We start from the raw sequence: 17,863 nt of genomic DNA, 5'->3' as shown, positions 1-17,863 counted from the left end.
CGCCTCTTCTCCACCAGAACTTCACACTTGGAACACTGGTCTTCCGTGCCACATCCAGGGGGAGGGCGGCAGCCGTTCCGGTGCCGGTCGGGAGGGGGTTCCGCGCCACGCGGGATCACGGTCCGGCGCCCGGAACGGCTGCCCATGAACGGCCCGCTCAGAGAATTCCGATGTCCGGGCCCGCATTCTCAGCTCTCGCACATTCCCTGCTCAGGGTTCCTCAAAGGTTCGTCCATAGCTTGTGGCAGCGCCCACAGCGGGCGCCAAGAACCTTAGGGAACGGGATGTTTGGCATCTATCTCAAGCGCGAGCTGAGCCGGCGCAAGAAGTCGGCTCTGGTCATCGCCATGGGTCTGGCGCTCGGAATCGCGCTGGTCATCACCGTCAACTCGGTGTCGGCCGGCATGGCACAGGCGCAGGACAAGGTCCTGCAGTCGTTGTACGGCCTCGGCACCGACATGACGGTCACCAAGGCCAGGGAGGCGCCCTCCGGGAGCGGCAACCAGTCGGGCAGACCGACCTTCGAATTCGACGCCGGTTCCGACGACGACGAGAAGCAGAGCTCGGACCGCGTGACGGCACAGGGCGGTCAGACGCTCGCGTCCTCCCTCGTCCGGAAGGTCACCGCGCAGAAGGACGTGGCGAGCGCGGTGGGCGCGCTGACCCTGAACGTCACGAAGGTCGACGGCAGTTTCACCCAGGGCAAGGCCAGGACCGACACCTCCTCGCAGGGCTCGCAGGACCAGGGCGGCGGCCCCGGCGGTACGGGCGGCGGCGGTTCGACCGGCCAGCCCCAGGTGCAGGGCGGCGGCGCCTCCTTCGACGTGAACTCGTACTCCGTCTCGGGTGTCGACGTCACGGACCAGGAGCTGGGTCCGCTCGCCACCACGAAGATCAGCAAGGGCAGGACGTTCACGGCCGCGCAGACCGACGCGAAGGTCGCGGTGCTCAGCACGTCGTACGCCAAGGAGAACAAGTACACCGTCGGCGAGAGCGTCAAGATCTCCGGTACCGAGTACAAGGTCATCGGGATCGCGACGCCGGACAGCAGCGACTCCACCACCGACGTCTACCTGCCGCTCAAGCAGGCCCAGACACTCGGTGACGCCAAGAACAAGATCTCCACGATCTATGTGAAGGCGTCCGACTCGCAGCGGATCGACGCGGTCAAGTCGGCCATCCAGAAGAACATCCCGGGCACGACGGTGACGACCTCGGCCGATCTCGCGGACACCGTCTCCGGTTCGCTGTCGACGGCCTCCGACCTCGCGACGAGTGTCGGCAAGTGGCTCTCGATCGCGGTGCTGGCCGCCGCGTTCCTCGTCGCCGCGCTGCTCACCTCGTCGGCGGTCAGCCGCCGGGTGCGGGAATTCGGCACGCTGAAGGCGCTCGGCTGGCCGAGCCGCAAGGTCACCCGGCAGGTCGTCGGCGAGTCGGTCGTGAACGGCCTGCTCGGCGGAGCACTCGGCATCGCCCTCGGGCTGACGGCGGCGTACGCGGTCACGGCCGTCAGCCCGACCCTCACGGCCGAGCTCGGCGCCACGGGCGGCCAGGGCGGCGGACCCGGTGGCGGCGGACCGGGCGGGGGCGGCCGCGGCGGGCAGGGCGCGTCGAGCACCCTCGACATCGCCCTGTCCGCGCCGGTCTCCGTCACCACCATCGCGCTCGCCGTGGGCCTCGCGGTCGCGGGCGGCCTGATCGCCGGCGCCATGGGCGGCTGGCGCGCCTCCCGGATGCGCCCGGCCGACGCGCTGCGCAGCGTGTCGTAACCCACCACCCCCGACACCACGGCACGCCAACACCACGGCTCGGTACGGAGAAGACCTATGTACAAGCTCACCGGCGTCACCAAGCACTACACGAGAGGCAAGGAGACCGTGGAGGCGCTGCGCGGCGTCGACCTCACCATCGAGGACGGCGACCAGCTCGTCATCCAGGGCCCCACCGGCGGCGGCAAGTCGACGCTGCTGCAGATGATCGGCGGCCTGGACCGTCCGTCCTCCGGCAGCGTCGAACTGGACGGCGTGGACCTCGCGTCCATCGGCGAGGCCCGGCTGACCCGGCTGCGCGCGGAAAAGATCGGCATCATCTTCCAGTCGTTCAACCTCATCCCGACGCTCACCGCGCAGGAGAACGTCGAGACCGCCCTCGTACCGCTCGGGGTCAGGCCGGCCGAGCGGCGCGCGAAGGCCGCCGGGGCGCTGGGCTCGGTCGGTCTCGGCGACCGCCTCACCCATGCGCCCGGTGAGCTGTCCGGCGGTCAGCAGCAGCGGGTCGCGATCGCCCGCGCGCTGGTCAAGAACCCGAAGGTGCTGCTCGCCGACGAACCCACCGGCAACCTCGACGAGGGCACCCGCGACGACATCATGGCCCTGCTCGAAGGGCTGTGGCGCGAGCACGGGCTGACGTTCGTCATGGTCACGCACGACTCGTCGATCGCCCGGCGCGCACCCCGGGTCGCGACGATCGAGGAGGGCCGCATCTCCCTGACCGCACAGGAACCGGTGCCCGCGGGGTGACGGAGCCGCCCGCCACCCGATTGGCGGCGCGGACGAGGGCTCGGTCGGTCCTTCGGTGCGACGGTGGGCGGGTGCGTACGGGCCGGCAGGGACCGTACGGGTGCGGACAGCGAGGAGCGACGGGACCGTGACAGCTTTCGACCGACGTGATCTGGGACTGCTGCTGCTCCGCCTCGGTACGGGCGGAGTCCTGGCGGCCCACGGGGCGCAGAAGCTCTTCGGCTGGTTCGGCGGCGGCGGGCTCGCCGGGACCGGCGAGTTCATGGAGTCGATCGGGTACGCACCCGGGAGGGCGAGTGCCGCCGCCGCGGGCCTGGCGGAGGCGGGCGGCGGCGCGCTCCTCGCGCTGGGCCTGGCGACCCCGGCGGCGGGGGCGGCGGCGGCCGGGGCGATGGCGGGCGCTTCCGCGGTCCACGCGCCGAACGGCTTCTTCGCGCAGAGCGGCGGGTACGAGCACGCGGCGTACCTGGGACTCGCGGCGGCGGGCCTGGCCGTCACGGGCCCCGGCCGGATCTCCCTCGACCACGTCTTCGGCCACAGGTTCGACCGCGGCTGGATGGTGCCGGCCGCGCTCGCCGGAACGGCCGCGGCGACCGTGGCGGTGGTGGGGGCGCGGTACGCGCGGGTGCGCCGGCAGCAGGAGGACGCGCAGGAGCAGCTGTTCGACGAGGAGGGCGCGAGGTACAACTCGTAGCCGTCGGGCAGTCTGGATCCCATGAGCGCCGACGATCTCGACGATTTCTGGGAGTCCATCGAGCACCTCCAGGACTGGCTGGCACGGTCCCAGCCGGCCCGCCCGCCGCGGGAGACGCTGCTCCTGCGGATGCTGAAGCTCTCGGAGGAGGTCGGTGAGGTCGCCGAGGCCGTCATCGGCGCCACCGGCCAGAACCCGCGCAAGGGCACGTCGCACACCTGGGACGACGTACGGTCCGAGCTCTGCGACGTGATCATCACGGCCGCGGTCGCCCTGCGCACCCTCTCGCCGGACGCCCGCGAGGTCTTCTCCGCGCACCTGGCACGCGTGACGGACCGCTCCACCGGGCCCGGACCCGGACCGGCTCCCGCGAGCGGGACCGGACAGCCGGGATCGCCCAGGTGAACGCACACAGCACGCCGGAGAAGACACCCGATGGGCATCACGTCGTCATCAAGGGGCGGAAGTGGCGGGCCACCGACCCGTCCCTCCCCGAGGACGTCTCGGCCCGGCTGCGGCAGCACCTCATGGCGGCGCGCCGCGCGGTGCGCTCGGCGACCACCGCCGGCGACGAGCGGGCCGAGCGCGCCGCCCGCGCCCGCGTACAGCACGCGAAGGTCGCGCTCGGGGAACGCGGCACACCGTGGTGGGAGCAGTCGCCGGCCCAGCGCCGGGAGCGCTGGGAACACCACCTCGCCGAACTCGACGCCGACCCACCGGCCCGGAGGGCGACCGGAAAGGACGGCTGAGCCGGGACCTAGGCGGGCGTGCGCGTGAACCGGAGCGTCGACGTGACCGTCGTCAGCCCCCGCAGCATGCCCAGCTGGTTCCAGCCCAGGCCGAACTGGTCCCGGTCCACGGTGAACTCCGCGGTCAGCGTGACCCCGTCGGCGCTCGACTCGGTGAGCGTGGCGGTGGCGGACTGCGGCCGGCTGACACCGCGGACGGTCAGCTCACCGCTGATCGCGACGGTGTCGTCCTGGCGGAGCGCGGCGTCGTGGACGGCGAAGACGACGGTCGGGTGCCGCTCGGCATCGAAGAAGTCGGGACCGCGCAGGTGTGTGTCGCGCTTGGTGTTCTTGGTGTCCAGCGACGCGGCGCCCAGGGTGACGGTGCCGCTCGCGCCGCCGTCGGGCCGGACCTCGCCCTGACCCGTGACATCGCCGAAAACGCCCTTCACGGTGACCAGGCCCCACATCGTCCTGTGCTTGATCGCGACGGTGGAGCGGGCGGTGTCGAGCTGCCACAGGCCGGTTTTCACAGCGACGGTCATGGGATTTCTCCTGAAGGTGCGGTCGGACGGATCAGTAATCCAAATTTGGATGACCATGGGACGACCACACGCTAGCGGGTCATCCAAAAATGAACAACCGGTAGACTGGGGCATCATGACCGCCTCTTCCGCCTCCTCTGCGTCATCCGCCGCCTCCGGCTCCCCCACCCCCGCCGAGCAGCCCGAGGACGGTCTGCTGCCGGTGGAACTGCGGTCCTGGATGCGGTTGCTGGCGGCGGCGGGGACGATCGAGCAGCAGCTGCGCTCACGCGTCAAGGACGCCATGGGGGTCTCGCACGACGAGTTCCTGGTGCTGTGCCTGCTGGCCGACCAGCCCGGCGCCAGCCTGCGGATGACCCGGATCGCGGAGCTGCTGGGCCGCCCGAAGACACGGCTGACCTATCAGGTGGCCTGCCTGCAGCACGCGGGCCTGGTCACCAGGAACTCGGCGTGCGGCGACCGGCGCGGCATAGAGGTGGCGCTCACGGAGAAGGCCCGCCGGCTGCTGAGCGAGTCCACGGGCCCGCTGGCCGACGCCGTCTCACAGGCCATCGCCCGGACGGCGTGCGCCCAGCGGTTCACCCAGCTCCACGATCTGCTGCCGGCGGCCCCGGACACCGACGATCACGGCGCCGGCCACCGCGACGGCCACAGCGGCAGCGGTAGCTAGGCCGACGGGCGCGCCGGCAGCCGTACCGACGGCCGGGCCGGTCGGACTCCCGGCCACCGGCCCGGTGACCTAACCAGCGCCGCAGACGGTCCCGTTGAGGGAGAAGGCGGCGGGCGCCGAGCTGTTCCCGGTGTGGTTCGCCTGGTACCCGATGGTGACGCTCGCGTTCGGCGCGATCGTGGCGTTGTACGCGGCACCGGTGGCCGTCACCGCGCCGCTCGCCGGGGCGTACGTGGCGCCCCACCCGTTGGTGACGGTCTGCCCGGACGGCAGGGTGAAGTCCAGCCGCCAGCCCTCGACGCGGGTGGTGCCGGTGTTGGTGATCGTCACGGAGCCGGTCAGACCCGTGTTCCAGGCGCTGGTGGTGGCGGTCACCCTGCAGCCGCCCGGCTGGGGCTGGGGCGCGGGACCGGAGGCGTCCAGACCGAAGAACGTGAGGGCGCGGGCCGCCATGCCGCCGGCGTACAGGTTGTGGCCGACGCCCTGGAGGCTGATCGCCTCGACGGGGGCCCGGTCACCGGTGGCCCCGTAGCGGGTACGGGTCCAGCCGGACTGGGGCGAGTCGGTGGCGGCCGGGGTCCGGCCGACGCCCAGCACGTCGGTCCACTGGTCGATCTCCTCCCCGAAGTTGGGGTAGCGCAGCACGTCGTCCTCGGTGCCGTGCCACACCTGCATGCGTGGCCGCGGTCCGGAGTAGCCGGGGTAGGCGTTGCGCACCAGGGCGCCCCACTCCTGCGGGGTGCGCAGCACGGTTCCGCCGCTGCACGCGCTGTTCCACTCGGAGCCGTCGGTGGTGGCGAAGCAGCCGAACGGCACGCCCGAGAACGCGGCGCCCGCCGCGAACACGTCGGGGTAGTCGCCCAGCAGGACGTTCGTCATCATGGCGCCGGAGGAGATGCCGGTGGCGAAGACGCGGCCGGTGTCGGCCGCGTACGTACGGACCACCCAGTCGACCATCGACCTGATGCCGACCGGATCGCTGCCCCCGCCTCGCGTGAGCGCCTGCGGCGAGGAGACGTCGAAGCACTTGCTGGCGCGGGTGACCGACGGGTAGACGACGAACCCGTAGCGGTCGGCCAGCGAGGCCCACTCGGTGCCGGAGTACATGGCGGGCCCGGACCCCGTGCAGTAGTGGACGGCCACCACGACCGCGGGGTGCGCGGTGACGCTGTCCGGTACGTAGAGGTACATCTGCAGGTCGCTGGGGTTGCTGCCGAAGCCGGTGACCTCGGTGAGCGCGGCGGCCGAAGCCTCCGGCGCCCGCGGGGCCGGCTCGCGGGCGACGGCCCCGGGTGCGCCGAGGAGCAGGGTGGCGAGCAGGGACGCCAGCACCCCGAACACTCCGAGGAACACGGCAGGCCCCGTACGCGACCGCCTCAGCCCTCCCTTCCGCTTCACCCCTCCCCTGCGCCTCACCTGTCGCTCCCGTCCCGTCTGTCCCCTCGCGGTACTGCTGCCGGTGGCGGACATGTCCGTTCCTTCCCTCTCATGGCTGTGGGCGACACCGTGCCGTGCGACGGGACCGGCGGTAGGGCATGGCATGGAATCGAATCGAGTGGCATGCGCATGACTGTGACGCTGTCGTCCTGCCATGGAAGCGCTCCCACGGTCACGGGATGGAGACCGAAACCGGCCAGCGGGAACGAAAGCTTTCGCGCAACGGCGAGCCGCGGCCATTGCACGGCCCGCACACCACACATTAAGTTACCGGCAAGTAGCCTTTCCGACGAGGAGTCACCATGCCGATGCTCGACCGCCAGGACGACCTCTTCGTGCTCGACCTGGGAGACGGCGAGAACCGCTTCCACCCCGACTGGCTCGCGGCCGTCGGTGCCGCGCTGGACGAGGTCGAGAAGGCGGAGGGTCCGCGCGCCCTGGTGACCACCGCCACCGGCAAGTTCTACTCCAACGGACTGGACCTGGACTGGCTGTTCGCCCACGGCGACCAGTACGAGGACTACGTCGTCAGCGTGCACGAGCTGTTCGCGCGCCTGCTCTCCCTGCCCCTGGTCACCGTGGCCGCCCTGCAGGGGCACACCTTCGCGGCCGGCGCGATGTTCTCCCTGGCGCACGACTTCCGGGTGATGCGCGCCGACCGCGGTTTCTGGTGCCTGCCGGAGGCCGACATCGACATCCCGTTCACCCCGGGCATGTCCGCGCTGATCCGGTCCCGGCTGACCCCGCGCACGGCGCACGAGGCGATGGTCACGGCTCGCCGCTACGGAGGCGACGACGCCCTGGCCGCCGGGCTCGTCGACCGCACGGCGGCCGAGGACTCCGTACGCGCGACGGCGGTGGAGCTCGCCCGGGCCCAGGCGGCGAAGGCGGGTCCCACGCTGGGCACCATCAAGTCCCGCATGTACGCGCCGGTGCTGGCCACCCTGCGCGACCGGGACAACCCGATGGGCTGACCCCTGCGGCGGGTCGAGGCGCGGAAGAACCCGAGCCCGCGTCCAGGTCCGGGCTCAGGCCCGGGCCCGGGCCTGAGCCCGCGTTCGAGCCTGAGCCCGCGTTCGAGCCCGGGCCCGCGTTCGAGTCCACGCCCATGGCCGCCGGAAAAACGTTCCTGTCGGTAGCCGCGCGGCTACCCGGCCGCCTCGCCGGGGGCGGGCGGGACTGCTGCTGCGGGCGGTCTGTGCCGCCGCTCACACCTGCACCGGCGACCCTTGCCGCCACCCTTCGGGCTGTCGATTCTGCCGCCAACGGGGTTCTGGGCCTTGGGGGGCTGCCATGACATGTCCGAAGTGCCGGTCGTCGAACGTGCGGCGACTGCGCGGCTACTGGGAGGACCTTCCCGTGAGATCGCCGAACCGGCGCCGGTTCGCACCGCCGCACGAGCCGAGTGTGCAGCCGGTCGTGGCGCTGCTCGCCGTGATCGTCGGCATCGCGGCGACCGTGTCGGGCGAGACACAGGCCGGCCCGGCCATCACGGCGGCCGGGCTGGTGTGGGCCGCGGTGCTGCAACGGCGGGTGGCGACGTACCAGCGGTCGCTGGCCGAGTACGACCTGTCCGAGATCTGCCTGGCGGAGTACTACGTGTTCGTATAGCCGACGGCAGTGGGCGCCCCCGATCCGGACCACGGACCGGGGGCGCCCTTCTGTCGCGGGCACCCGTGCGCCGAGGAGCCATCACCCCGCCGCACAAACCCTTCGAAACATTCGAAGCTCCGATCCCCTCCTTCTGATCTACCCCGGTCGGACGGCGACCGCATGGCAATCCCGATCCCGCAAAGGTGCCCACCACCAGCAAAAAGACCCTCCATCCACACCCCCATCCATGACGAATGTTTCGTAATCATGAACGAAACTATTGACGCTTGTCGGGTCCCGGTCAACACTGTTCGACCAAACCCACCCCGTGGAAGACGGAGGGAACCCGCACATGAACCTCACCCCCGCACAGCCGAACCGCAGGCAGGCCTGCGCCCTGCTGCTGGGTGCAGCGACCGCGCTGGCCCTGCCCGGCACGGCCCATGCCGACACGGTCGTCACCACGAACCAGACCGGCACGAACAACGGTTACTACTACTCGTTCTGGACCGACGCCCAGGGCACGGTCTCCATGAACCTGGGCTCCGGCGGCACCTACGGCACCACCTGGCGGAACACCGGGAACTTCGTCGCCGGCAAGGGCTGGAGCAACGGCAGCCGCAGGACCGTGACCTACTCGGGCGCCTTCAACCCGTCCGGCAACGCCTACCTGACCCTCTACGGGTGGACGGCCGGCCCGCTCGTGGAGTACTACATCGTCGACAACTGGGGCACCTTCCGGCCCACGGGAACGTACAAGGGCACGGTGACCAGCGACGGCGGCACGTACGACATCTACCGGACGACCCGGTACAACGCCCCGTCCGTCGAGGGCACGAAGACCTTCGACCAGTACTGGAGCGTCCGGCAGTCGAGGAGGACCGGCGGCAGCATCACCACCGGCAACCACTTCGACGCCTGGGCCCGGGCGGGAATGCCCCTCGGCACCTTCAAGTACTACATGATCCTCGCGACGGAGGGTTACCAGAGCAGCGGCAACTCCAGCATCACGGTGGCGTCATGAGGGCCCGGGCACGCCTCGCCCCACGCCGTCCGGCGACGCTGCTGGCCGCCGTGGCACTGACCGCCGCGGGCACGCTCGCGGCCGGCGCCGCTCCGGCACAGGCCGCCGCCGGCACCGCCGCCGCCTGCAACGGCTATGTCGGGCTCACCTTCGACGACGGCCCGTCCGGCAGCACACCGGCCCTGCTCGACGCGCTCAAGCGGAACGGGCTGCGGGCCACGATGTTCAACCAGGGCCAGTACGCGGCCGCCAACGCGTCCAAGGTACGGGCCCAGGTCGACGCCGGCATGTGGGTCGGCAACCACAGCTACACCCATCCCCACCTGACCCAGCTCGGCCAGTCGCAGATCGACTCGGAGATCTCCCGGACCCAGCAGGCGATCGCGGCCGGGGGCGGCGGTACGCCGAAACTGTTCCGGCCGCCGTACGGCGAGACCAACGCGACGGTGAAGGCGGTCGCGGCCAAATACGGTCTGACCGAGATCATCTGGGACGTGGACTCGCAGGACTGGAACGGCGTCGGCACGGACGCCATCGTGCAGGCCGCCGGACGGCTCGGCAACGGACAGGTCATCCTCATGCACGACTGGCCCGCCAACACGCTGGCCGCGATCCCGCGCATCGCGCAGAACCTGACCGCCCGGGGCCTGTGCGCCGGCCGGATCTCCCCGCAGACGGGCCGCGCGGTGGCCCCCTGACGCACCGGCCCGACACCACCCGCTCCATCCGCACCACTCGCACCACCCGCACGGCCTGTTCACGACCTGTTCACGGCGACGGCCGACTTCGCCTCGGCCGTCGCCCGGGACACCCGCCGGACCGGTCGACCGGAGGTCAACGGGTCACCGGATCGCCGATTCGCCCGCCCGGCCCCGCCCGCAGCCGCTAATCTCTCCGATCACCTGAAGTGAACGGGGGATTACCGATGGTGAATTCCGACCGGGTGCCGGACTGCTCCGGAGGCCATCGCGGCCTGCCGGTGACCGGCGCCGGGGTCCATCTCCAGGATCAGCTGGAGATCCTCGTCGAGGACTACCGTACGAACGTCGATCCGCCGATGCCGGCCTTCGTCCTGCACGCGCAGGACGGCGCCGACGACGACGCGGTGGCCGGGCTGGTCCGGCAGTTGTACGAGGGTCAGCAGGCGCACGGCACGCGGTGCGCGGTGGCGCAGGACACCTACGACGGCGGCACGGAGGTCCGCCGGGCCGCGGCCATGGTGCGCGCACTGAGCGAGCCGAAGAAGTGGGACGGCCCGAAGGCGCTCTACCGGCGGTACGCGTTCCCGCGGCTGCGGCTGGTGCACGCCATCGACGACGCGGTCGCGGAACTCGGCGACAACTGGCCCGCCACACCCGCTCCCGGCAGCCCCGAAGCCGGGCAGGACCAGCGGCAGCGGCTGCTCGACCAGCTGGCCCGGCAGCGCTGGCGTCCCAGGCGCCGCGGGCGCTGGAGCCCGGGCCTGCACCTGTCCGACATGGCGCACATCCTGCCGGCGAGCATCGTGGCCGGGCTCGCCGCGCTCCTCGCCCGTACCGACTGGTACATGGCGGTGGGCGCGGGCCTCGCCCTGCTCGTCCTGCTGACGGTCTTCAGCTCCGTCCTGCCGGGGCGGGCACCGATCTTCCTGTGGCTGCGCCGGGAGAGCCGCTGGTTCCTGACCACGACCTTCCTGCGGGCGGCGGACCAGGCGGACCCGACCGAGGTCTCCCTGCTGCGCCCGGTGCGGTCCTGGCGGGCCATCGCGGCCCGGGCGTACGACGTGGCCGAGGCGCTCCAGTCGGGCGGCGACTTCCATCTCCAGTTGTGCGTACTGGCGCTGCGGGAGGACCTGCGCGACAACCACCGCCGCTGGAGCTGGGACCTGCGCGGCTTCAAACGGCCCCGCCCGCCCATGCTCTTCCTGCCGCGCGCGGACGTCCACAACGGCGGCATCGAGCTGATCCGGGCGGTCAGCGACGTACGCAGCCGCCGCAGCGAACTCGATCCCCTGGTCGTCGTCGCCTCGGTGCGCGCCGAGGACGTGCCGCTCATCGAGCGCGGCGCGGTCCGTGAGACACCCGCCCAAACACCCCCGCGGCACCGGTTCAGCGACCAGCTGCGCACCCTGTACCGGGAGTGGGCCCGCAACCTGCGCGTCCGGCAGTCGCCCAGCGGCGAACGGGTCGTGCTGCCCTGGGTGATGAAGGTCCCGCTGCCGCACGACCAGCTCGCGCCCGTCGAGGACCGCCACCGGCACCTGCGGGCGTCCACCCGGCCGTCCCCCGCCCGTCTGGTGTGGTCCCTGCACACCCTGGTCCTGGTGCTCGCCGTCCTGGCCGCCGGCACCGTCATGCGGGCCCACACCCTGCACGAGCGGTACTGCTCGGCGACGGTACTGACCGCCAACCGGGACGCCCGGCGCCATACGGAGCCGGACGGCAGCACGGAGTGCATCGGCGTCGCGACGGGCGACATCCGCTTCGCCGACTGGCTGCCCGGGGCCGACCGGAGCGACGATCTCAAACCGCTCGTCGGACGGAGCGAGACCCCGTGGACCGTGGAGCAACTGGAGGACCTCATCGCCGAGCAGAACGCGGACGTCCTCGCCCACCACGCCGACAACCACGTCACCGTGATCTACGCCGGTCCGCTCAGCCACGACCCCGACGGCTCCTCGCTCGTGAAGGGCGCCCAGGAACTCGCGGGCGTGTACCTGGCACAGGCCGTCATCAACAAGGACTCCAGCGTCAGGCTCCGCGTGCTGGTCGCCAACGGCGGCCTCGACCTGGGCCGACAGGCCAAGATGGCGGAAGCCATCGCCTCGTACGCCGCGCACGACCCGACCGTGGTGGGGGTCGTGGGTGTCGGCCGTGACCTGAGGTCGAGTCGGGAGACCGCCCGCATCCTCATGGCGGCCGGCCTGCCGATCGTCTCCGGCACCAACTCCGCCACCTATCTGCCCCGGGAGTACGCCAACTGGTTCAGCCTGGCCGCCCCGGACCAGTGGCAGGTACGACAACTGGGCCTGATCGCCGCCCAGTTGCGCACACCGGGTAAACGGCAGCACGCGCTGGTGCTGGCACGGGACACCACGGAGACCCCGGACATGTACACCCAGGAGCAGGCGCGCTACGGCCAGGACATGCTCAAGGACCACGGTTTCACCGTGCCGCCGAAGCCGCGCCTCTACACACGCGACGGCGGCAGGCCCGAGCTGCGCCGGCATGCCCGTCAGATCTGCCAGGACGGCACCGTCCCGTCCGTGATCTACTTCGCCGGCCGGGTCGAGGACCTCGATCCCCTCATGACCCAGCTGAGCCGCGAGCCCGGTTGCTCGGCGAAGCCCATCGCCATCCTCACCGGCGACGACCTCTCCAAGGCCGACTTCCTCCACGGGCGCAACAGGATCGCGCCCGAGGTCACCCTGTACCACGCGGCACTGGCCGAACTGGAGAAGGCGGCCGTCCAGACGGACTTCTACGCGGACGCCGCCCGGCACCTGCCGGGTGTCACGGGACAGAACCTGGGCCCCGGCACCCCCGCCCTGGCCAGCGGCCAGACCGCGCTGGCACACGACGCGACGCAGACTCTCCACGATGCGGCCAGCCGGGACGACAAGCCCCAGAGCCGCGCCCTGACCTGGGTGAACCTGCGTACCGTCCGGATCCCCGACATGGCCACCGGCACGATCGACCTCACCACGGCCCCGCCCTACGGCGACCGGACCGGCCACAGCATCGTCCTCAAGAAGGTCCGCCGCGACGCCGGCGGCACCGCCGAAACCCACGTACTGTGCAGCCGCCTAGCGGGGGACACGACCCCCCTCACACAGAGGGAGTGCGACATCAAGGACCCCGGGTAAGGGAGATCACGACGCGTACCGCTCCCTCACGAAGCCCCGCCGCGGGCTTTCCGCTCCGCCGTGGACGTCCCGCTCCGCCGTGGACATCCCGCTCCGCCGTGAACATCCGTACGGCCTATCCGGTGTGAGGCGTGCGCACCGCGACCCGGCCGCCCTTGGCGTCCCCACCACGTCCTTCGAGCAGCTCGCGCAGTGTGCCGGCGTCCGTATGGCCGAGGGCGTCGAGTATCCGCAGTGCCTCGTCCCAGGCCTGGCGCGCTTCCCGGGGCGAGGTGGCGGCGAGCGCCTCTCCCCGGTGGATGAGGGTGTCGGCGGTCAGCGAGGCGTCGTTGAGGGCGCGGTAGTGGGCGAGCGCCCGGTCGAAGGCCTCCAGTGCCTCGTCGGGCCGGCCGAGGCGGTGGTGCGCGACGCCCATGGTGTCCCAGGCCGCCGCCTCGATGTTCCTGTTGCCGGACCTCGCGGCGATGCGGACCGCGCGGTGGCAGTCCCCCAGCGCCTCCTCGTACTCGTGCAGGAGGAGGCGGGTCCAGGCGACCTCGTTCGTGACGCTCGCGATGCCGACGTAGGCCCGCGTGCTCGTGTACAGGGCGCAGGCGATCTTGTACTGCGCCAGGGCCTCGCGGTGGTCCTGCCGGGTGTTCGCCAGGAACGCCAGGTAACGGTGTGTCAGCGCGGTGTAGGGGACGTCTCCCATCGCGGTGAACAGTTCCAGCGCCTTCTCCAGGTGCCAGGCACCCCGGACGTGGTCGTTCGTCCGGACGTGGGCGAAGCCGAGGACGCGGTGCATGTGGGCCTCGCCCTGCGTCTCGCCGAGCCGCTGGGCGCCGGCGAGTGCCGCGGTGTGGAGTTCGATCTCCTCGCGGCGTCCGCGCCGGTCGAGGACGAGTTCGAGGGTCGCGGCCATGCGCCAGGCGTGCGCTCCCGTTCCGTGACCGCTGTCCCGGGTGATGACCGCCTCCAGTGCCGGCATCTCCCGGGCCAGCCACTTCGCCGCTCCGTCCGTGCCGGTGAACTCGACGACCTGCGTACCGGCCGCCGCCGGGGGCAGCGTGAGCGGTTCCCGGTGCGTGTACAGACGGGTGGCCGCGCCGCGCGCGCTGTGCAGGTAGTGGTCGAAGAGCCGGCGGCGGGCGTCCTCGCGTGCGTCGGGGGCGTCTTCGGCCAGGGAGAGCTCCTGGGCGAAGGTCCGCAGCAGTTCGTGGGAGCTGTAGAGGCCGGGCGCGGGTTCGCTCCACAGGCTGGCCCGGGTGAGCTCGCACAGCACGGGGCCCGTCTCCCTGGCCGTCCGTCCCGTGAGGCTGGCGACCGCCTGTGGCGAGACGCCGTGGGGCGGGCACATCCACAGCAGCCGGAAGGCCCCGGCCGCCGCCGGGGTCAGTGTGCGGTAGGACCAGGAGAAGACGGAGCGCGGGTCGGTGGCCGGGTCCCCGACGGCGAAGACACCGAGGTCGTCGCGGCTCTCCGCGAGCTCCGCGGCGATGTCGGCGAGCGGTACCGCCGCGCGGCTCTCCGTACGCGCGCACACGATGGCCAGGGCGAGGGGCAGCCGGCCGCACTGCTCGGCGATGCCGAGCGCCGCCTGCCCGTCCGCCTCGACGCGTGCGGCCCCCAGCCGCTTCGACATGAACTCGAGGGATTCGGTGACGGTGAGGAGGTCCAGGCGCAAGGAACGCGCCCCGTGGGAGGCGACGAGTCCGGGCATTTGCTCGCGGCTGGTGATCACGGTGAGGCATGTCGGTGTCCCCGGCAGGAGGGGGCGCACCTGTTCGGCGCTGCGGGCGTTGTCCAGGACCACCAGGATCCGGCGTCGTGCCAGCAGGCTGCGGTACAGGACGGTCTGGCCGTCCAGGGTCGGCGGGATGTTCTCGGCCGGCACGCCGAGCGCTTCGAGGAAGCAGCGGATCGCGGCCGACGGAGCGAGTGCGGCTCCTGCCAGGTCGTAACCGCGCAGGTTGACGTACAGCTGTCCGTCGGGAAAGCGGTGGGCGTTGCGGTGCGCCCAGTGCAGGGCGAGCGTGGTCTTCCCCACGCCGGGCGCGCCGACGATCGCGCTGACCACGGCGGCTTCCGGCGGGCCGCCGTCGGCCGGCAGCAGGCCGCGCAACCACTCCAGCTCCGTCCTTCTGCCGGTGAACGCGTGGAGGTCGGCGGGGAGTTGGGCGGGCCGCACCCCTGGGAAGGCTTCGGCGCCGGTGGTCGCGGCGGCCGGGACCACCGCGGCGCCGGAGCGTGCCCCCGTCGTCGGCGCGACGGTGCCGCGCAGCACGCGGATCTGCGCGTCACGCAGTTCCGCGCCGGGGTCGACGCCCAGTTCGCTCGCCAGCCGCGACCGGACGGCCTGGTAGTGCTCCAGCGCCTGTGCCGACTGGCCCTCGGCGGCGAGGACGAGGACGAGCCGTGCCTGGAGGTGCTCGTTCAGCGGGTCGCTCTCCGCCGCCTGCCTGAGAAGCGGGAGCACCCGGTACGTCCGTCCCGCGGCCAGCGCCGCGTCCGCGGCGTCCCCGGCCGCGTGCAGGTACTCGGCGTCGACCCCGGCGAACACCGGATGCGAACGCGCGGTGCGGGGCAGGTCGGCCGCGGTGCGCCCGCGCCACAGGGAGAGCGCCCTGACGAACAGGCCGGTGGCCTGCGCCGGTCTGCCCGCCGTCGCGGCGGTGTGCGCCGCCTCGCGTAATTTCCGGAACTCCAGAAGATCCAGCGCCTCGTCCGCGACGTTCAGCCGGTAGCCACCGCCGGCGCGTACCAGGACACGGGCCGCGGCCCGCTGCGTCAGCTCCGGTTCGAGCAGTCGCCGGAGGGAACCGACATGGCGGTGGACGACGTTGACCGCGTGGTCGGGCGGATCGTCGTCCCACAGGGCGTCCAGTATCTGCTCCAGCGGCACCGGCCGCCCGGCCTGCACGAGGAGCAGCGCCAGCACCGACCGCTGCTTGGGCGGTCCCGGGCTCAGCTCGGTCGCCCGCCGCCAGGCCCGCAGGGGCCCGAGCACCGAGAAGCGCAGTGCGATGCCCGCCGTGGGCTCGTGTTCGGCGCTCACCTCGGGTCCTCCTGTCGTTCCTGTCATTCCTGCCATTCCTGAAACAGTGATCGGCGGTTCATGTGGGGGTACGGGACGGAGTCCCAAGGTCCTCACCCGGTTGCCTCCGCATGGCACGGCGGTGACAGATCGAGGACACTCCGTACGCGATCCCGACATCCGGCGGCCTTCCCGAGCATCCTGCTCACGCCCGGGCGGACGCCAGGCATTCCCATGTGCGGCCAAGTCGCGATGAAACGGAAGCGGTGCCGGTGTGTATCCGTCCCGCGCATGCTGAAGGGCCCCACCGTGAACGGTGGGGCCCTTCAGCATGCGCGGGAGCGGTGGGTCAGTACCCGAGCACCGCGCGCCGGTTGCGCAGGGCGCGCAGTGCCAGGTGCCGGCGTGAGCTCACCGTGCCCGACGGGACGCCCAGGATGCGGGCGGTCTCGTCCACGGTGCACCCGTAGAGGTAGAGGTAGACGAGCACGTTCCGGTGCTCCGCCGAGACACCCTTCAGCAGGGAGACCGCCTCCATGGACGCGTGGGCCGGTCCGGTGTGGTCCTGCTGCGCCCGCTCCTCGGTGTCGGCGGCCACCGACTCGTACCGCGCATGGGCGCTTCGCGACCGGTCGATGATCAAGTTGCGCGCGACCTTGAGCAGCCAACCGCGTACGGAGCCCTCCTGGTTGAGGAGTCTGTCCGCGTGGCGCCACGCCCTGATGAACGTCTCCTGGACGATGTCCTCGGCGAGGTGGTGGTCCGAGAGCAGCTTGTGCGCGTAGGCGAGGACTGCGTCCCTGTGCTGCTCCACGAGGTCGTCCACGTCGCCGGGAGCCGGGACGGAGACCCGACCGGGAGCCGGGAGGGGGGCCGGGACGGGGGCCGGGAGGGACGTGGCCGGAGCGGTGCCCGCAAGTGGCGTCATGGTGGCTGGTTCCTGGTTCTCTGTCGCACCGGTGCTCCGCGTCCGGGCAGGCGGGGGGCTGCCGGCCGCGGAGGCACTCGGGGAGGGATCACGATGATGAACCGACCGTAGGCAGTGGGCGGTGCCGAAAAAGTGACGGCCGGGCCGCCACGGCCGTCACTCTCCGGCACTCGGCGCCCGGCCCGGCACGTGAGGATCTCCTCGCCCTCCGGTCCTCCCCCTCACCCCTTGGCCGCGGGCACGGTCCTTCCGCGGTCGCCGCGGGGGATGTCCGCCTTGATCGCGAACCAGGTCCCTCCCACGCCCTGTCCGTTCGTGTCACCGGGCTTCTCGTCGCCCTCGAAGGTGTACGCGGGCCAGCAGTTGAAGGACTCCTGCTCGCGCCCGTCCGGCGTGGTGAACGTGAACAGGAGGTCGGGGTCGAGCCCCGCGGCCTTCGCGTCCGCCGCCGTGACGAGCCCGCTGGGCGTCCACTTCTCCCGGCACGTCGCGTCGCAGGCCGTCTTCATCGGCCAGGGCGTGTCCTCGGTGAACAGGTACAGCGTCCGGCCGTTCCGGTCCTGGAGCACCCGGCCGAGACCGGGACTGTCCAGGACACCGAGGGCGGGCCGTGCGGTGCCCGTGTGTGTGCCGTCAGGAACGGCGGCCGGGGAACCCAGTGGCACGGCCGGTTCCTCGACCACCTCCAGCGTGAGCTGCGGCGACGGCCCCGCCCCGGCACGCGTCGCGTCACCCGCGTCACCCGCGTCACCCGCGCCGGGCCGTTCCGCTCCGCAGCCGGTCAGCGCGAGGACGAAGGTCAAGGCGCCCGCGGTCGCGGCGAGAACGGCCCTGCGGTCGTACGTGTTCCTCGTCATCCGGCGCC

General features: G+C 71.9%; 15 protein-coding genes and 1 pseudogene. 11 read left to right on the top strand and 5 right to left on the bottom strand.

What is annotated here, in order from left to right; all coding sequences use genetic code 11:
• Positions 1–284 precede the first annotated feature (284 nt).
• The 5 genes from QFZ75_RS27400 to QFZ75_RS27380 all read left to right on the top strand — a co-directional run bounded on the left by QFZ75_RS27400 (position 285) and on the right by QFZ75_RS27380 (position 3,962).
• Positions 285–1,769 carry an ABC transporter permease gene (locus QFZ75_RS27400; protein WP_307541015.1) on the top strand — a complete coding sequence of 495 codons (1,485 nt, stop codon included), beginning with the start codon at positions 285–287 and terminating at the stop codon, positions 1,767–1,769.
• 57 nt (positions 1,770–1,826) lie between these two features.
• The gene (locus tag QFZ75_RS27395; RefSeq protein WP_307541014.1) at positions 1,827–2,519 is read left to right on the top strand and encodes an ABC transporter ATP-binding protein; all 693 of its coding nucleotides are present in this window, start codon (positions 1,827–1,829) and stop codon (positions 2,517–2,519) included.
• Positions 2,520–2,646: 127 nt separating this feature from the next.
• The gene (locus QFZ75_RS27390) at positions 2,647–3,213 is read left to right on the top strand and encodes a DoxX family membrane protein (protein WP_307541012.1); all 567 of its coding nucleotides are present in this window, start codon (positions 2,647–2,649) and stop codon (positions 3,211–3,213) included.
• Between the two features lie 21 nt (positions 3,214–3,234).
• Positions 3,235–3,618 (top strand): MazG-like family protein, encoded by a 384-nt coding sequence (locus tag QFZ75_RS27385; protein WP_307541011.1) that lies wholly within the window; start codon positions 3,235–3,237, stop codon positions 3,616–3,618.
• Positions 3,615–3,962 carry a hypothetical protein gene (locus QFZ75_RS27380; protein ID WP_307541010.1) on the top strand — a complete coding sequence of 116 codons (348 nt, stop codon included), beginning with the start codon at positions 3,615–3,617 and terminating at the stop codon, positions 3,960–3,962. Before QFZ75_RS27385 ends, QFZ75_RS27380 begins: the two co-directional genes overlap by 4 nt.
• Positions 3,963–3,970: 8 nt before the next feature.
• On the opposite strand, the gene QFZ75_RS27375 is transcribed toward QFZ75_RS27380, so the two are convergent.
• On the bottom strand, positions 3,971–4,486 hold the full coding sequence (locus tag QFZ75_RS27375) for a YceI family protein (protein ID WP_307541008.1): 516 nt from the start codon (positions 4,484–4,486) through the stop codon (positions 3,971–3,973).
• 115 nt (positions 4,487–4,601) lie between these two features.
• Between QFZ75_RS27375 and QFZ75_RS27370 the strand changes: the two genes are divergently transcribed.
• Positions 4,602–5,156 (top strand): MarR family winged helix-turn-helix transcriptional regulator, encoded by a 555-nt coding sequence (locus QFZ75_RS27370; RefSeq protein WP_373465952.1) that lies wholly within the window; start codon positions 4,602–4,604, stop codon positions 5,154–5,156.
• Between the two features lie 69 nt (positions 5,157–5,225).
• On the opposite strand, the gene QFZ75_RS27365 is transcribed toward QFZ75_RS27370, so the two are convergent.
• Positions 5,226–6,509 carry a PHB depolymerase family esterase gene (locus QFZ75_RS27365; protein WP_307541006.1) on the bottom strand — a complete coding sequence of 428 codons (1,284 nt, stop codon included), beginning with the start codon at positions 6,507–6,509 and terminating at the stop codon, positions 5,226–5,228.
• Positions 6,510–6,895: 386 nt separating this feature from the next.
• Between QFZ75_RS27365 and QFZ75_RS27360 the strand changes: the two genes are divergently transcribed.
• The 5 genes and pseudogenes from QFZ75_RS27360 to QFZ75_RS27340 all read left to right on the top strand — a co-directional run bounded on the left by QFZ75_RS27360 (position 6,896) and on the right by QFZ75_RS27340 (position 13,054).
• Entirely contained in the window at positions 6,896–7,567 is a 672-nt protein-coding gene (locus QFZ75_RS27360; RefSeq protein WP_307541005.1) for an enoyl-CoA hydratase-related protein, read from the top strand.
• A 385-nt stretch (positions 7,568–7,952) separates the two neighbouring features.
• Positions 7,953–8,204 carry a hypothetical protein gene (locus QFZ75_RS27355; protein WP_307541003.1) on the top strand — a complete coding sequence of 84 codons (252 nt, stop codon included), beginning with the start codon at positions 7,953–7,955 and terminating at the stop codon, positions 8,202–8,204.
• Positions 8,205–8,538: 334 nt separating this feature from the next.
• Positions 8,539–9,210, top strand: coding sequence for a glycoside hydrolase family 11 protein (locus QFZ75_RS27350; RefSeq protein ID WP_307541001.1), 672 nt, complete (start codon positions 8,539–8,541; stop codon positions 9,208–9,210).
• Positions 9,207–9,905, top strand: a pseudogene (locus QFZ75_RS27345) (polysaccharide deacetylase family protein); the annotation flags it as partial. The gene QFZ75_RS27350 and the pseudogene QFZ75_RS27345, both read left to right, overlap by 4 nt.
• A 230-nt stretch (positions 9,906–10,135) precedes the next feature.
• Positions 10,136–13,054: an ABC transporter substrate-binding protein gene (locus QFZ75_RS27340; RefSeq protein ID WP_307540999.1), complete on the top strand. Its 2,919-nt coding sequence runs from the start codon at positions 10,136–10,138 to the stop codon at positions 13,052–13,054.
• 115 nt (positions 13,055–13,169) lie between these two features.
• Here the strand turns inward: QFZ75_RS27340 and QFZ75_RS27335 are convergent, their stop codons facing one another.
• The 3 genes from QFZ75_RS27335 to QFZ75_RS27325 form a co-directional block, all read right to left on the bottom strand.
• The gene (locus QFZ75_RS27335) at positions 13,170–16,091 is read right to left on the bottom strand and encodes a BTAD domain-containing putative transcriptional regulator (RefSeq protein ID WP_307540997.1); all 2,922 of its coding nucleotides are present in this window, start codon (positions 16,089–16,091) and stop codon (positions 13,170–13,172) included.
• Between the two features lie 328 nt (positions 16,092–16,419).
• Positions 16,420–16,998, bottom strand: coding sequence for a sigma-70 family RNA polymerase sigma factor (locus QFZ75_RS27330; protein ID WP_307540995.1), 579 nt, complete (start codon positions 16,996–16,998; stop codon positions 16,420–16,422).
• Positions 16,999–17,219: 221 nt separating this feature from the next.
• Positions 17,220–17,855, bottom strand: a complete 636-nt coding sequence (locus QFZ75_RS27325; RefSeq protein WP_307540993.1) for a hypothetical protein — start codon at positions 17,853–17,855, stop codon at positions 17,220–17,222.
• Positions 17,856–17,863: the final 8 nt, after the last annotated feature.

The sequence above is a fragment of the Streptomyces sp. V3I8 genome, assembly GCF_030817535.1.
In the GTDB taxonomy this organism is placed as follows: domain Bacteria; phylum Actinomycetota; class Actinomycetes; order Streptomycetales; family Streptomycetaceae; genus Streptomyces.
The sequence above is the reverse complement of the archived record's forward strand: the minus strand, read 5'-3'. Positions and strand labels throughout refer to the sequence as shown.